Source organism: Solilutibacter tolerans, assembly GCF_900155935.1.
Lineage (GTDB): Bacteria > Pseudomonadota > Gammaproteobacteria > Xanthomonadales > Xanthomonadaceae > Solilutibacter > Solilutibacter tolerans.
In genome coordinates this window covers 313,752-328,050 of sequence record NZ_FTLW01000002.1, presented here as the reverse complement: position 1 = coordinate 328,050, position 14,299 = coordinate 313,752, and the positions used below count along the sequence as shown (strand labels likewise).

The window sequence follows — 14,299 nt, the reverse complement described above, 5'->3', positions numbered from 1 at the left end:
ATGCTGCAGCAGCCCACCACCCAGCCCGCCGCCGGCGGCAACAATGCCGAAGCGCTCAACCAAATGAGCTTTGGCAACCTGATTCAGCATTTCGACTTCGTCGGCTGGATCGTGTTCATTACTCTGGTTGTCTTCTCGCTGTTCTCGGTCTACTGGATCGTGGTCAACTTCGTGAAGAACATGCGCCTGCGCGGTAGCGCTGACCGCGTGACCACCACGTTCTGGCAGACGCCGAACGCCCAGGACGCGATCCGCTACATGGAAGAGCAGCCGAAGTCCGAGCCGTTCTCCAAGATCGCGCTGGACGCTGCCCAGGCAGCTGCCCACCATCAGCGTCACGAAGGCTCGCGCCTGGCTGAGTCGCTGAACCGCTCCGAGTTCGTGGACCGCGCCCTGCGTCAGGCCGTGACCCGCGAAAGCGCCAAGCTCGACAACGGCTTGACCCTGCTCGCCACCGTCGGTGCGACCGCGCCGTTCGTCGGTCTGCTGGGTACGGTGTGGGGTATCTACCACGCGCTGATCCGCATCGGTTCGACCGGCGACGCCTCCATCTCGGCCGTGGCCGGCCCGGTGGGTGAAGCGCTGATCATGACCGCGCTTGGCCTGTTCGTGGCGATCCCGGCGGTGTTGGCGTACAACTTCTTCAGCCGCTTGAACCGCGTGACGAACTCCAAGTTCGACACCTTCGCGCACGACCTGCACGACTTCTTCGCGACCGGTTCGCGCGTCGGCGAGGCTAGCCGCTGATCCCAGCGGCTTCTCGGCTCCAATTCCACGCTAAGTTCGACCAAGGAAATCCTGCCCCATGGCAATGAGTAGCGGAAATGAAAGCGGCGGCGTCATGGCCGACATCAACGTCACGCCCCTGGTGGATGTGATGCTGGTGCTGCTGATCATCTTCATGATCACCACGCCGCTGATGAACCACAAAACCAAGGTTGAACTGCCGCAAGCGGAGTTGACGCCAGAAGTGAAGCGCGCCGATGAGGCACGCAACAAGGGCGCCTCCCCGATCACCATCTCGGTGACCGAGGGGGGTGAACTGTTCTGGAACGACGAACCGATCAGCCGTGAGCTGATCGAAAGCCGCCTGTCCAGTGAGGCCCAGAAGCAACCGCAGCCGCCGCTCAATTTGCGTGGCGACCGCACCACCAAACTGCGTGTGATCAACGACATCACCAAGCTTGCCCAGCAGCAGGGCATGTTGGATATCGGTTACGTTGCGACCCGCGAGAAGAAGAACTAAGGAGCATCCGCCATGGCATTTACTTCAGGTGGTGGCAAGGGCCCGATGGCCGACATCAACGTTACGCCGCTCGTCGACGTGATGTTGGTGCTCCTGATCATCTTCATGGTGACCATGCCCATCCAGTCCTACCCGATCAAGATCGACCTGCCGCAAAAATCGAACCTTCCGCCGCCGGAAGACAAGAAGGATGTGGAGCCGATCAAGCTGCGTATCGATGCGTCGGGTCAGGTGTACTGGAACGACTCGCCGACCCCGGTCAGCGCGTTGGAAAACATGATGTCGGCCGAGGTCCAGAAAGACCCGACCAATCAGCCGCAGCTGCAGATCCAGACCAATGACGACGCCGAATACGAGGTGTTGGCCAAGGTCCTGGCCGCAGCCAAGAACGCCGAGATGCAAAAGATCGGCTTCCTGCAGTCCGAGTGATATTCAGCGGGCGCTCGCCGCCCACTTTCGATATGAGTGGATCGACGCCGCCCCTTACCGGGCGGCGTTTTTTATGATGTCGAGGTAGCGGCGGACTGTCGTATCCAGGCCGGCATAGAGCGCTTCGCTGATCAACGCATGGCCGATCGAGACTTCCATGATGCTGGGGATGGCGGCCAAAAATGCGCCAAGATTGTCTTGTGACAAGTCATGGCCGGCATTGACGCCCAAACCGGCAGCCTGGGCGATGCCTGCTGCGCGCGCACAATCATCGAGGGCGGCCTGGTCTCCACGCGCATGGGCGTCAGCGAAAGGGCCGGTATAGAGCTCGATGCGGTCGGCGCCACATTCGTTTGCACGAGCAAGTGCGGGGTGATCGGCATTTGCGAACAGGCTGACGCGACAGCCCATAGTCTTGAGTGCGCTCACTAGCGGCGTCAGCTCGGCCATGGCGTGGTCGAAGTCAAAACCGTGATCAGAGGTGATCTGGCCATCGCTGTCCGGCACCAGTGTCGCCTGCGCGGGACGCACCGCGTCGCACAAGGCAAGGAAGCCGGGATAGCCAGGACGCGGCGGTGCGAAAGGGTTGCCTTCCAGGTTGAACTCGACGGCGTACTCTGCGCATAACGCGGCCAGGGCATGCACATCATCCTCGCGGATGTGTCTCGCATCGGGGCGAGGATGCACCGTGATGCCATCTGCGCCGGCATCCAGACAGGTACGCGCGGCGCGCACGACATCCGGTTCATGACCACCGCGCGAATTGCGCAAAACCGCAATCTTGTTGACGTTGACGCTAAGGCGGGTGCTCACGTGCTGCGTTCACCTGGGATGATGACGGAGCTCGGTTCATCCGGCACCACAAATACCGCGCGGCCGGTCAAGGGTCTTTCGACGGCAGCAGGCCCGGGTGCGATGGGCATCTGAGTCACATCAGGCACATGGTGCGAGGGCGCGGGATGTGCAATCGGGTGGATCGGATGCAGGGCCTCGGATTCGGCGGCGAGGCGCGCGCTGGCTTCGGCTTCGCGATTGGCCTGCGCTTGAAAACGAAGGCGAGCCAATTCGGCCGGATCAAGCGGGGTGAGGTCGGCGCTGGTGTCGCGCACCGGGAATAGCTGCCGGTAACGAAACCATGTCCATGCCGCCAGTGCGGCAAACACGACGCAGAACCACATCAACATCAAGCCGGGGGACGGCGTGCGCAGCGCCAGGATCAATGCCAGCGCAGCAGCAGGCAAGAGCAGCCAGTACATGGGCAGACTCCTCGGGGGATAAGGGGAGTGTAACGAGCCTTGGCGCCAGAAACGCCGCCGTCGGGGGCGTAAAAATCACCGTTCATTCTGCAAATCTAAAGCAGCGGCGACATCAGCCGCGCGATGGCTTCGGGCAGACGGGCAGTGAATAGCGGCCGGCGGTCGGTGCCTGGATCGCGGACGCGGGGCGCGTGGGCGAACTCACCTTCGATCAACTCCTCCAGTTCGCCGGCGATGTGGCGGTCATGGATGATTGCGTGGACCTCGAAGTTGAGGCGAAAGCTGCGGTGGTCGAAGTTGGCGCTGCCAATCATCGCCAGATCGTCATCGACCAACAGGGTCTTGCTGTGCAACATGCGTGGTCCGTATTCGTAGAGTTTCACGCCCGCGGCCAAGAGGGCATCGTAATAAGAGCGCGCGGCGAACGTGACCAGCTTGCTGTCACTCATCTTCGGCACCATCAGGCGGACGTCGATGCCACCGAGGGCCGCGGATGTCAGCGCCATCATCGCGGCCTCGCCGGGGACGAAATAGGGTGTGGTCATCCATACGCGGTGATGGGCGGCGTGGATGGCCGAGACATGGGCGCGATGGATGGCCTCCCAGCGCGAATCCGGTCCGGAGCTGACGATCTGTACCGGGATATCGCCGGCCACCAGCGGCGGCATCCCCTGCACCACGTCGGAAATCAGGCTGCGGTCGTCGGTGGCGTAGATCCAGTCTTCGACAAAGACTTGTTGCAGCTCGCGCACCACATTGCCCTCCATGCGCAGGTGGAGGTCGCGATAGGCATCGGTACGCAAGCGATCATCCTGCTCGTCGGTGATGTTGATGCCGCCGGTGTAGCCGATGCGGCCATCGATGAGCACGATCTTGCGGTGGGTACGCAGGTTCACCCACGGCCGCTTCCAGAATTTCCACACCCGGCCAAGGCGCATCGGGTGGAACCACGCCAGCTCACCTCCCGCATCGAGCAAGGGCTGGAAGAATTTCTTCGACGCTTTCTTCGAGCCGACCGCATCAAGCAACAGTCGCACCTTGGCGCCGCGCTTGGCGGCGGCGGTCAGTGCATCGCGCAGCGCGGTGCCGTTCTGGTCGGGCTCGTAGATGTAGTACTCGACGTGCACCTCGCGCGTGGCGGTGGCGATGTCTTGCAGCAGGCGTGGATACTTGTGGCTGCCATCGACCAGCATGTCCACGTGGGTGGCCGAGGCGGGCGGAAAGCCGGTGGTGGCTAGCACCATGCGCTGCATTTCCGCGTATTCGGGATTGCTGCTTTCGTCATCGAACGCCGCCAGGGCGACACGGCGACGGGCGCGGCGCAGGCGATGACGATCAATCTTCTGCGGGCCGAGCAGGTAATAAATCAGGAAGCCGAGGTAGGGCAGGAAGGCGAGGCTCATCAACCAGCTGAGCGTGGCGGCCGGCTCACGCTTTTGCAGGATGATCCAGCCACCCAGCCAGACCAGGTACGTCAGCCAGCCGAGGATCAGCCAGGTCTTGATGTGGGGAATGGCCCAAAAACCGTCCCAGCCGGTGTGCAACGCATTCAGCAGGTCCTGCAATGTCATGTCTCCGTATCGCAGTCTGTGCGATCCCGCGACGCTAGGCTAACCGCATGGCTTCTCCCAACAAAATCCGCATGCCCGAGGCGAGCGCCATCAAGGGGCGCGGCGCGGCATCGCAAGTGGTCGGGCGCTTCGAGAAAACCGTCAGCAGGGGCGAGGACGACGGCTGGGGCTCGCTCTATGCCGAGGATGACACCGACCCGATCCAGCCTGTGCAAACCGAGGTGCGAATCGAGCGCGCGCGCACCATCATCAGCCGCAACCAGTCACCCGATGTGGGGTTTTCGCAATCTGTAAACCCATACAGGGGATGTGAGCACGGATGCGTGTATTGCTTTGCCCGGCCTTCGCACGCGTATCTGGATTTGTCGCCGGGACTCGATTTCGAAACCAAGCTGAGCGCCAAGACCAATGCCGCGGAGCGCTTGCGCGATGAATTGGCCAAACCCGGCTATCAGCCGCATCCAATCGCGCTCGGCATCAATACTGATGGCTGGCAGCCGATCGAACGCGAGCATCGCATCAGCCGCCAATGCCTTGAGCTGCTGCTGGAGACGCGGCATCCGCTGTCCATCGTCACCAAGGCGTCGCTGATCGTTCGCGACATCGACCTGTTGGCTGAATTGGCACGACATGACCTGGTTCATGTGATGGTCTCGGTGACCACACTCGACAACCGATTGTCATCAAAACTCGAACCGCGCGCCGCGGCGCCGCATACGCGCTTGAAGAACATCCGTTTGCTGCGCGAGGCGGGGGTGCCGGTAGGCGCGTTGCTGGCCCCAATCATCCCGATGATTACCGATGCGGAAATCGAACACATCCTGGAGGCCGTACATGAAGCGGGCGCGATGGGCGCGGGCCACATCTTGTTGCGGCTTCCACATGAACTGAAAGAGGTCTGGCGCGAATGGCTGCATCTGCATTACCCAGAACGCGCGGCGCACGTGATGAGCCTGATCCAGCAGATGCGCGGCGGCAAGGATTACGACAGCCGCTTTGGCAAGCGCATGCAAGGCGAAGGGCCGTTCGCGCAATTGATCACCCAGCGGTTTCGCAAGGCCTATGCGCGATTGGGTTTCTGTGGGATGCCGCCGCTGGATGATTCGCACTTCACCCCGCCGCGCAAGATCACGCCGCAGGGCGAATTGTTTTGATCGCGAAGCCGATCAGCCGCCGCCGAGTTGCGGCCACAACGGGCCGTCCAGCCATAGCCATCGCGCCATCCATGCACTGACGAAGGCGACGACCACGGTCAGGGGCAAGCCGATCTTGAGAAAGTCGCCGAAGGTATAGCGACCGGGGCCGAGGATGAGCAGGTTGCCGTGATGGCCGATGGGCGTGAGGAAGGCGACCACCGCGCCGAGCGCCGTGCAGACGACATAGGGCGTGATGGGTTCGCCCAGGGCTTGCGCCAGTGAAATGGCGACTGGGCCGAGCAAGGCCGTCGTCGCTGCATCGGACATCACCTGGGTCAGGAACGCGGCGACGGTAAACATCACCAGCAAGATGGCGAGCGGCGGCCAGGTATCGACGACTTGCAAGAGACCCTTGGCGAGGAGATCCGCGGTGCCGGTTTGTTCCATCGCGATACCGAGTGGAATCACGCCGGCAATCATCACGAAGATACGAACGTCGATCTCTCGATATGCGCGGTCGATGTCGACGCAGCGGGTGGCGACCATCGCGACCGCGCCCAGTAGGAAGGCCAGCGGCGCCGGTAACCATTCGGTCGCGGCGGCAATGATCGTCGCCAGCAAAATAATCAGCGCCAGCGGCGCGCGGATGCGGCGACGGGTCTCGCCCGCGAACGGCACCAGCATCAGGAAGCCATGGTGTTGGGCGAGATCACTGAAACGATTGGCCTTGCCCCACAGCACCAGCAAATCGCCTTCTCGCAGGCGCGCATCGGACAGGCGCGGCGCGATCGCGCCATCGCGACGCCACAGACCGGCGATGATCGCGCTGAACTGCTTGGAGAAATCCAGCTCACGGATGGAGCGGCCGATGAACTCGGAACCCGGCGCGACCACGGCTTGCACGAATTGCGAATCACCTTCCCCGCTCACCGTGTCGCCATGGCGATTGAGCGCATACAAATCCAGGCCGATGTCGTCGTGCAGTGACTTCAACTCGTCCGCAGGCGCTTCGATCAGCAAAATGTCGCCGGAGAGCATCGGGCTGTCCGGGGTCAGGTCGTCGCGGCGCACGCCTTCGCGCAGCCAGCCCAGTACGGTGACGCCAAAGGCTTTCTGTAGCTCCGACAACGGGCGCGTGGCCCAACGCGAATCCTTCATCACCAGCAGCTCGGTGCGGTAGCGATCAAGGCGCAGATAGTCTTCATCCCCTTGTTCGCCGCTGCGTTTCGGAATGAGCCAGCGTGCCAGCAGCATGTAGACGACGCCCACCAACACCAGCGCGATGCCGATCGGGGTGATGGAGAAGATGCTGAGGCCCTTGCTGTCGTCGGCGCGGGAAATCATGTCGTCTGCCAGCAGGAAGGCGGGCGCACTGACCAAGGTGAGAGTGGTGCCGAGCGAGGCAGCCAACGACATCGGCATCAACAAGCGTGAGGCCGGCAGCTTTCGCTCGCGCGCATGGCGCAGAAGGATGGGCAGCATCATCGCCGTCACCATCACGTGGTGGGTAAACGCCGACAACGCTGCGACGGCAGGCATGGTCACCGCGATCGTTCGCGCCTCGCCTTTGCCCGCGGCCTTGCCGATCCACTGGCCCAATTTTTCGGTGATGCCGGTGGCCGCCAAGCCGCCGGAGATCACGAATACCGCAGCGACGATGATGGCCGGTTCACTGGCAAACCCCGACAGGGCTTCCTTCGGGTTCAATACCCGCGTCAGCACCAGTGCGAGCAGGATCAACATCGCGGTGACGTCAACCCGAAGTTTCTCGGTGACGAACAGATACAGGCCGCCGGCCAGGATCAGCAGGAAAATGATTTGTTGGGATTCCATGCGTTCATTCTGCCAGTGCGGGCCTTCACATGCTTTAGACCTGCATCTGCGGCGATGCAGGTAGGCTGAAGGCATCCCATGAGACAGCAAGATGAGCGGCGCCCCCCCTACCCAAACGCTTGAAAACCCAGGCGTTGACGGCAACGGTCAAGCAGACAAACTGCTGGACGTTGCGGAGCTTCGTGCACGCATCAGCACGCTGGAAATGCAGTTGGCCCAACTCTCGGCCGTGCAAGCGGCGATGGCCCAAGGCATCTCGCATGACTTGCGCGCACCGTTGCGTGCCATCGATGGGTTTGCCATGCAGCTGGCCCGCGAGCTGGATTCGGATGAAGCTGCCAGCCAGCAAGTGGCGAAGATCCGCGCTGCGGCGGCGCGAATGGGCGGTCTGACCGAGTCACTCATCGAGTATGCAAGGATGGCGAGCGCGCCGTTGCAACTGACCGCCGTGGACATCCCTTTTCTGGTCGATTGGGCGGTGATGGATCTGCGCGGGCAATATCCGGACCTGGATATCGATGCGCAGGTGCAGGCTGATCTCGAAGTTGCCGGTGATGAGCGCTTGCTGCGGATTTTTTTCGACAAGGTGTTGGACAACAGCCGCAAGTTCACCCGGCAGGGGAATGGCACATCGGTGCGCATTCGCGGTGAACGTACCGACGAAGGCATCCATATCGAGGTGTCGGATGATGGTATCGGGATGACGATGCGTAATGCCGAACAGCCCTTCGAGCCTTTCATGCGCTTGCATGGTCATCGTGATGGTGCGGGCGATGGCCTGGGTTTGGCGATTGCACAGGCCGTGGTCCTTCGACACGGGGGACGCATCTGGGCCGAGTCCGAGCCAGGCAAGGGCACGACAGTGCATGCCGTCCTGCCAGGATTTCCGCCCACGACGAAGGCGTAATGACCGTTGTTTCAGGTGCTGTAACAGCGGGGCGCGCAGTGTGACATCCATGCAACACCCGTTCGAACGGCGTTGCCACGGGGCTGTTTCGCCTCGGGTTTAGCCGCTCTGGGCGAGGCAGATGCAACATCGGTGTTACACCCAGGCGGGATGGCCACAGGCGTTACTTTGACGCAACCGATTGAATTAAAAGTATTTTCGGCGGTGGCATGAAGCGTGCGTGATGACTTCGTACCGGCGTATTGCCGAAACGAGGTGTGACTGCCATGCGCGTGCTATTGCCGCTGGTGATGATGTCGATGCTCCTTCCCGCTTGGCAGGCCAAGGCCGGGGATGCGCGCATCGGCGTGCACCCCAAGCATGGCGAGATGGTGTTGTTGCGCAATGTCGATGCGCGACCCGCGTACCGTCCGGCTCCGCCTGGGATCGCGCTGATCGTTGACCCAACACCGACCCGTGAAGTGCAGGCCGTCCATCAGGCAGGGGAGATGACCGACGCCGACTTCGCTGCGATGGTCGGCGGGACGACAACACGCACTACGGAAGTGACTCAGTCCATCGGCAGCATCTTGGGTGCTTCGGCCGACGGTAATACCAACACACGTATCGATAGCAGTGGCGTGGCAGGCATCAGCGGCTTGAACAGCCCGCTGGGCGCTGTTGGCGGCGTGACCGGCACAGTCGGTGCCAGCATCCGCGGCGCGCTTTCGCAATTCCCGATTGGTGGCAAGCAAGGAGGCGGGCCATGAAACTGCGAGTGCTATCCGCCATGGTGGTATTGGCAGGCCTGTTGGCCGCATCGCCTTGCATGGCGCAAGCGAGCGATGAAAGCCGCATCGATTACGACGCGGCGCTGGGTTGGCTGGCCAATAGCCGCATCGATGGCAACGCGCTGAGCGGCGCACGCGGCAGCATCGCGGTGAACCAGGCGGCAGGCGACCTTAACGTGCAAGCGAACCTGCGCAGCATCGCGGTCGGTCAATACGCCGCCGCAGATGTCGACGCGATCCAGTTTCAAACCAATAACCAAGCGAATGCGCCCACCCATGCCTCGGCCGTCATCGGCGGACGGGCATTACAGGGTGCCGGCGGCATTGCATCAATCAATCAGGCCAGTGGCAGCGGCAACACCGAGCTCAACGCGGTGTCCGTGGCATTGGCCCAACAGGGCATACGCGAGGCCAGTGACGACTTTCTGTCGCTCAGTGGCGTCGCGTCGGCAGTAGGGGCGCGCACCATCACCGAACCAGGGGACAAGACGACGCAAACCCGCAAGGTAGGCGTGGAGGCATCTGCCTTGCATGGGTTCGAAGGTGTATTGCAGCTCAACCAAGTTGCCGGAATGGCCAATGCCACGGAAAACCGCTTGCAGGTAGCCGTGCAAGGGCCATGAAGGCGCAGCAAAACCACCACGTGTAATCAAGGAGAGGAACATGAAATCGAACCTGAAAAAGACGGCGTTGGCCGTGGCAGTGGCTGCGATGGCCATGGGAATGGGGACGGCGCAGGCAGAAGACGATGGCAGCAATGTCACCAAGACCGTCACCATCAACAAGAACATCAACAAGAACTACACATCGAACCACACCGACACCCAGAACCACACTGAGAACACGAACTACAACCACAACGTCAACGTGAATCAGTCGTTGAACCAGTCCGTGAATCAGTACGTCAGTGAGTCCTACAATTCGCAAGTCAACGAGAAGGTCAACTTGGAACTCGATCTGCGCGAGCAGAACATCCAGTCCGACATCCGCAGGGAACGCAACGAGCATGGCGTCAGCGTGCAGATGGACAAGTCGCTGCGTCTGAAGTCCGACATCGAAATCACCGGCCGTCCGACGGTCTCGGGGGATATCGCCATCGACTCGGCGGCGATCTCGATCATCGACAACCGCCAATCCTCGAGCGACAACCTGGGCTTGAACGAGAACGTGACGAACGATGCCTCGATCGCCGATGACGTGGCTTCCAGCGCATCGGGCAACCTGGGCTTCAACGTGGCAGCGGGCGACAACAACGTGCAGGACAACGCAGCAGCGCTGGCCTCGACCGATGCCGCTTTCGCATTCGGCATGGCTGATTCCGAGATCTTCGTGAACCAAGCGGGTAGCGGCAATCTGACCTTGAATGTTGGTGTGACCAATAACGCCAACATTGGCGGCAATGCCTTCGAGAGCGCCTCGGGCAACATCCAGGTCAATGTGACCTCCGGTAACAACAACCTGCAGAAGAACGCACTGTCTGCCTCGGTTGCCACGACCAACTATGCAACGGCCAGTGTCAGCTCGAACCAGCACAGCGCAGGAAATGTGGTTGAAAACAACGGCCTGGCGCAGAAGTACACCGATACCGTTGAAGTTGCGATGGGCGGCACGGTGAGCGGCTATTCGCTTGCCATCGGCGAGGGCGGGTATGAAGGCAGCGGCAACGCCTACCAGTCCAGCAACTTCTATGCGGATTCGTGGGCGGGTGGTAGCCACCCGGGCGGCGGTAGCACCGGGCATGTCGACTTCGACAACCAAAGCCAGGGCGCAGTGCTCAACCCGAACCGTCCTGGTGTCGGTGGTCTCGGCTTTGATACCGAAGAGTCGGGCCAGTTGGGCTTCGTCGAGCTGGGCTATTCCGAGCTCGAGGCTTCTTTGACCGGCACTGTGGCCACGACCAACTGGTTGATCAAGGATGCGACCAACACCGCATCGTTGTCAGGTAGCGCCTTCAGCAGCGCCTCCGGCAACATCGGCGTCAACGTGTCGTCCGGCACCGGCAACATGCAGGCCAACAGCCTCGCGATGGCCGTCGGTCGTCCGGCAGCGGGTGGCGGAACGCCTCCCGGCGGCGAGTAATCGCCAGGCTAGAACATTCCCGCCCGAGAGGGCGGGAGTGCTTCGAAGCCCCGTTCGCCACCCCCGGGCGGGGCTTCATTCTTCGGAGTAGACGCAGATGTGGAACGCGGTGTCCAAGATGGTTCTGGCATTCGTCGTGATAGGTATCGCGGCAGGGGGCGAAGCGCGCGCCGATGGCAATCAATTTGCCGGCGTTCTGCCCAACGGCCCGGTGCTGACCAAGAAGGTCGAGAGCATGTTGGCTGCGCGGTATCGTCACTTGGTCAGGCAGCGGACCGATTACAGCTGCGGCGCTGCATCGCTCGCCACCATTCTGCAATACGCGTATGGCTTGAATGTCGATGAGGCCACGGTCATCGAAGGGATGATGGGCGTGGCGGATCCGGCGGTCGTGCAAGAGCGCGGATTCTCCCTGCTGGATATCAAGCGCTACGTGGAGTCATTGGGGATGCGTGGCCGCGGATACCGTGTGGACGAAGAGCGTCTCGGTAGCTTGCGCGTTCCCGGCTTGATCTTGATGGACGTGGCGGGCTTCCGCCATTTCGTCGTTCTCAAGCGCGTGGACGATGGTGAAGTTGAACTGGGTGATCCCATCCTGGGAAATCGGCGGTTGCCCATCAAGGAATTTCTGGAGGCCTGGCCTTCGCGTGCGGTGTTTGTGGTGATCGGTGCGGATTTCGATCGCAATACCGTGCTTCTACAACCTTCGGCGCGGCCCAGTGCACGCGCCCTGTATGCCCGACAAGGGCCCATTACCGATGCGGAGTTGCTGGATTTCGGCTTCACCCATGCGGATCTGTTTTAGGAGGCGTGTCATGGAAGCGCAACATGCCAAGGATGCAAAGGTTCGTCGTTCCCTTCCACTCATTTCAAGTTGGTTGTTATCGGTATGCCTGGGCCTGTTCGCCACGGCGCCATTGCTGGCAGAAGAGCAGCGCCCCGCAGCAAAGGGCTTGCATGAAATTCCCGATGGTGAGCTCGACCTCATGCGTGGTCGCTACACCGTCGGCAACAACAAAGTGTTGTGGTTTGGGGTGTCGATGATCACGACGTGGCAAACCCAAGCCGGACAAAGCGTGCAGGGGACGCTGAAGATCGGCATGGATTTTCAGAATGGGGCGCCGACCATCACCTTCACCCCCAACGTCAACATCGGGGTGGCGGATGCCGATGTTGCAATCGCCACGGGCGAGCGCACTATCGATAGCTCAGGGTTGAATAACGCGTCAGGCTTGGTGCAGAGCGTGCAAATCGCCGGTGACGGCAATCGCGCAGGCAATGCGACATCCCTTATCGTCCGCGATGGCGACGTCGCGGACGGCCAGGGCGCGAATACTGGGGCCTCGTCCATGGAAGCGGCTAACAGCGCAGCCACGGCAAGTGCACGGATGGATGCCAATGGCGCCAGGCTGACCATTGATGTCGCCGGCCAGGGCGTCGCAGAGCAATGGGTGCGCGCAGGAAGCGTGGGCCAGAGCATTCGCATCGCCGGTGATGGCCAGAACGTCAGCAACCAGTTGCAGTTAGAACTCGTGCGACAGGCCGTGCCGACCAACGCATTGGTCATGGCAAGTGTTGCCCGGGCCATCACACTCAACCAAGGGATTGGTAACCGGCCATGAGCAGTCAGGAGCTGGAGGGACTGGCGCACCGCCAGCGGCATCCGCTGGCGGTTGCTTTGGTGGGCGCGCTGGGATTTTCGATGCCCGTGGTCGCCATGGCACAACAAGCGCCGCAACAGCCGCAGCAACAAGGGCAAGACGAACAAGAAAATGAGCCCGAAATAAGCCAGGCAGATGCCACTGAAGTACAGCAGCTGCTGCGAGAGCTTGAATCACTCAAAGCAAGTTACGCCAGTGAACTAAGGCGCCTGCGCGAGCTTGATATGCAGATCCAGGCGCTCAATGCTCGCGTTACCGGGCGGGTGCCGCAGGCCATGCAAGCACCCGTTGCCACGCAGTCGCCGCCGGAAGGTGCCTCCACGATGGGCGCACCGCCGCCGCCCGTACAGACCAGCCGCACGCCGCCCACGCGGATACCGCAAGCCGGGTATGCCAGTACGCCTGCCGAGGCCAAGGCGGCGCAAGAGCGTGAGGCGCGCAGCGTCGAAGACGTAAAAGAACAGCAGCAGGCTTTGTTCAACAGCGGGTTCACGATTGAAAACGGCATCAGCTATAACCGTTATGACCGCAAGCAACTGTCCTTGAATGGCTTCCTGGCGTTGGATGCGATCTTCCTTGGCAACATCGCGATCGAGAATGTCGAATCCGACACCTTGGTCCATGACCTGAGCCTGCGTTGGGGCGCAAGCCCGCGCCTCACGCTCAACGCCAACCTGCCCTTCATTGCACGCAAGACGGTCTATCAAAAAGGCGGCGCTGGGGGGTCGGCTGCGGCCATCGCTCAGGAAACGACGACAGGCACGGGGATAGGTGACGTTACTGTTGGCGCCAACTACAAACTGTTTGGCGAGAATGGCTGGCGACCAGATGGTGTGTTGAACGTCAGTGTCACCGCACCCACGGGGCGCGAACCGTATGGCATCCCATGGCGCATTCTGGAGCGTGACGACGATGACTTCATCCGCTTTGCCGTGCCCGAAGAACAACCGACCGGCAACGGGTTGTGGCAGGCGAGCGTCGGCATGTCGTTCGTCAAGACGACGGATCCGGCCATCATCTTTGCCAACATCGGCTACACGCGAACCTTGACGGGTAGCTTCGACGATCTGGACAACAGCCCGGACACGGTCAATCCGGGCAAGGTGCGCCTGGGCGATGCTTACAGCTTTGGTGCGGGTGTCGCGTTTGCATTCAACGAGCGCACCAGCTTCAGCATGTCGGTCAGTGCACGCTTGGCGGCGCGCGCGCGCATGCGCTACGAAGGCGCGGAATGGAACAAGGTGATTGGCAGTGATGCCACGGCGGCCATGTTTAATCTGGGCGTCACCCATGCACTGACCAAGCGCACCACGGTGGTGGGGATGTTGGGGATTGGCTTGACGCCGGATGCGCCTGATTTCAGTCTCAGCCTCAAGGTTCCCTACGGCTTTTGAGGCGAGTGAGCAGCGCC

At 61.5% G+C, this 14,299-nt stretch carries 15 protein-coding genes; 11 read left to right on the top strand and 4 right to left on the bottom strand.

Annotation, left to right across the window (positions count from 1 at the left end; genetic code table 11):
• From BW989_RS04665 to BW989_RS04655, 3 genes are read left to right on the top strand one after another with little or no spacing between them, the layout of a single operon-like run.
• Positions 1-747 carry a MotA/TolQ/ExbB proton channel family protein gene (locus BW989_RS04665; RefSeq protein ID WP_076585839.1) on the top strand — a complete coding sequence of 249 codons (747 nt, stop codon included), beginning with the start codon at positions 1-3 and terminating at the stop codon, positions 745-747.
• Between the two features lie 58 nt (positions 748-805).
• On the top strand, positions 806-1,246 hold the full coding sequence (locus BW989_RS04660) for an ExbD/TolR family protein (RefSeq protein ID WP_076585837.1): 441 nt from the start codon (positions 806-808) through the stop codon (positions 1,244-1,246).
• Between the two features lie 12 nt (positions 1,247-1,258).
• Complete coding sequence (locus BW989_RS04655; RefSeq protein ID WP_076585835.1) at positions 1,259-1,675, top strand: ExbD/TolR family protein; 417 nt, start codon at positions 1,259-1,261, stop codon at positions 1,673-1,675.
• Between the two features lie 54 nt (positions 1,676-1,729).
• On the opposite strand, the gene BW989_RS04650 is transcribed toward BW989_RS04655, so the two are convergent.
• From BW989_RS04650 to cls, 3 genes are all read right to left on the bottom strand, one after another.
• The gene (locus BW989_RS04650; protein ID WP_076585833.1) at positions 1,730-2,488 is read right to left on the bottom strand and encodes a pyridoxine 5'-phosphate synthase; all 759 of its coding nucleotides are present in this window, start codon (positions 2,486-2,488) and stop codon (positions 1,730-1,732) included.
• Entirely contained in the window at positions 2,485-2,931 is a 447-nt protein-coding gene (locus BW989_RS04645) for a hypothetical protein (RefSeq protein ID WP_076585831.1), read from the bottom strand. Before BW989_RS04645 ends, BW989_RS04650 begins: the two co-directional genes overlap by 4 nt.
• 95 nt (positions 2,932-3,026) lie before the next feature.
• Positions 3,027-4,487 carry a cardiolipin synthase gene (gene cls, locus BW989_RS04640; protein ID WP_425476647.1) on the bottom strand — a complete coding sequence of 487 codons (1,461 nt, stop codon included), beginning with the start codon at positions 4,485-4,487 and terminating at the stop codon, positions 3,027-3,029.
• Positions 4,488-4,549: 62 nt separating this feature from the next.
• Here cls and BW989_RS04635 point away from each other — a divergent pair, with 62 nt between their 5' ends.
• Complete coding sequence (locus tag BW989_RS04635; RefSeq protein ID WP_242651310.1) at positions 4,550-5,656, top strand: PA0069 family radical SAM protein; 1,107 nt, start codon at positions 4,550-4,552, stop codon at positions 5,654-5,656.
• Positions 5,657-5,668: 12 nt separating this feature from the next.
• Here BW989_RS04635 and BW989_RS04630 read toward each other — a convergent pair whose 3' ends face one another.
• The gene (locus tag BW989_RS04630; RefSeq protein WP_076585827.1) at positions 5,669-7,471 is read right to left on the bottom strand and encodes an SLC13 family permease; all 1,803 of its coding nucleotides are present in this window, start codon (positions 7,469-7,471) and stop codon (positions 5,669-5,671) included.
• 91 nt (positions 7,472-7,562) lie between these two features.
• Between BW989_RS04630 and BW989_RS04625 the strand changes: the two genes are divergently transcribed.
• From BW989_RS04625 to BW989_RS04595, 7 genes are all read left to right on the top strand, one after another.
• Complete coding sequence (locus tag BW989_RS04625) at positions 7,563-8,378, top strand: sensor histidine kinase (RefSeq protein ID WP_076585825.1); 816 nt, start codon at positions 7,563-7,565, stop codon at positions 8,376-8,378.
• Positions 8,379-8,635: 257 nt separating this feature from the next.
• A complete protein-coding gene (locus BW989_RS04620; protein ID WP_165688553.1) occupies positions 8,636-9,127 on the top strand; it encodes a hypothetical protein in 492 nt (163 codons plus the stop codon).
• Entirely contained in the window at positions 9,124-9,771 is a 648-nt protein-coding gene (locus BW989_RS04615) for a hypothetical protein (RefSeq protein ID WP_242651307.1), read from the top strand. The genes BW989_RS04620 and BW989_RS04615 overlap by 4 nt, the downstream gene beginning before the upstream one ends.
• Positions 9,772-9,811: 40 nt before the next feature.
• The gene (locus tag BW989_RS04610) at positions 9,812-11,227 is read left to right on the top strand and encodes an adhesin (protein ID WP_076585821.1); all 1,416 of its coding nucleotides are present in this window, start codon (positions 9,812-9,814) and stop codon (positions 11,225-11,227) included.
• Positions 11,228-11,345: 118 nt separating this feature from the next.
• Positions 11,346-12,032: a C39 family peptidase gene (locus BW989_RS04605; protein WP_129582846.1), complete on the top strand. Its 687-nt coding sequence runs from the start codon at positions 11,346-11,348 to the stop codon at positions 12,030-12,032.
• Positions 12,033-12,042: 10 nt separating this feature from the next.
• Positions 12,043-12,849: a hypothetical protein gene (locus tag BW989_RS04600; RefSeq protein WP_242651305.1), complete on the top strand. Its 807-nt coding sequence runs from the start codon at positions 12,043-12,045 to the stop codon at positions 12,847-12,849.
• Positions 12,846-14,282 (top strand): transporter family protein, encoded by a 1,437-nt coding sequence (locus BW989_RS04595; protein WP_242651301.1) that lies wholly within the window; start codon positions 12,846-12,848, stop codon positions 14,280-14,282. The genes BW989_RS04600 and BW989_RS04595 overlap by 4 nt, the downstream gene beginning before the upstream one ends.
• Positions 14,283-14,299: the final 17 nt, after the last annotated feature.

Bases quoted from the DNA above. Each gene is read 5' to 3' on its own strand.
- BW989_RS04665 (WP_076585839.1), top strand. From the start codon at position 1: ATGCTGCAGCAGCCCACCACCCAGCCCGCCGCCGGCGGCAACAATGCC.
- BW989_RS04660 (WP_076585837.1), top strand. From the start codon at position 806: ATGGCAATGAGTAGCGGAAATGAAAGCGGCGGCGTCATGGCCGACATC.
- BW989_RS04655 (WP_076585835.1), top strand. From the start codon at position 1,259: ATGGCATTTACTTCAGGTGGTGGCAAGGGCCCGATGGCCGACATCAAC.
- BW989_RS04645 (WP_076585831.1), bottom strand. From the start codon at position 2,931: ATGTACTGGCTGCTCTTGCCTGCTGCTGCGCTGGCATTGATCCTGGCG.
- BW989_RS04635 (WP_242651310.1), top strand. From the start codon at position 4,550: ATGGCTTCTCCCAACAAAATCCGCATGCCCGAGGCGAGCGCCATCAAG.
- BW989_RS04630 (WP_076585827.1), bottom strand. From the start codon at position 7,471: ATGGAATCCCAACAAATCATTTTCCTGCTGATCCTGGCCGGCGGCCTG.
- BW989_RS04625 (WP_076585825.1), top strand. From the start codon at position 7,563: ATGAGCGGCGCCCCCCCTACCCAAACGCTTGAAAACCCAGGCGTTGAC.
- BW989_RS04615 (WP_242651307.1), top strand. From the start codon at position 9,124: ATGAAACTGCGAGTGCTATCCGCCATGGTGGTATTGGCAGGCCTGTTG.
- BW989_RS04610 (WP_076585821.1), top strand. From the start codon at position 9,812: ATGAAATCGAACCTGAAAAAGACGGCGTTGGCCGTGGCAGTGGCTGCG.
- BW989_RS04605 (WP_129582846.1), top strand. From the start codon at position 11,346: ATGGTTCTGGCATTCGTCGTGATAGGTATCGCGGCAGGGGGCGAAGCG.
- BW989_RS04600 (WP_242651305.1), top strand. From the start codon at position 12,043: ATGGAAGCGCAACATGCCAAGGATGCAAAGGTTCGTCGTTCCCTTCCA.
- BW989_RS04595 (WP_242651301.1), top strand. From the start codon at position 12,846: ATGAGCAGTCAGGAGCTGGAGGGACTGGCGCACCGCCAGCGGCATCCG.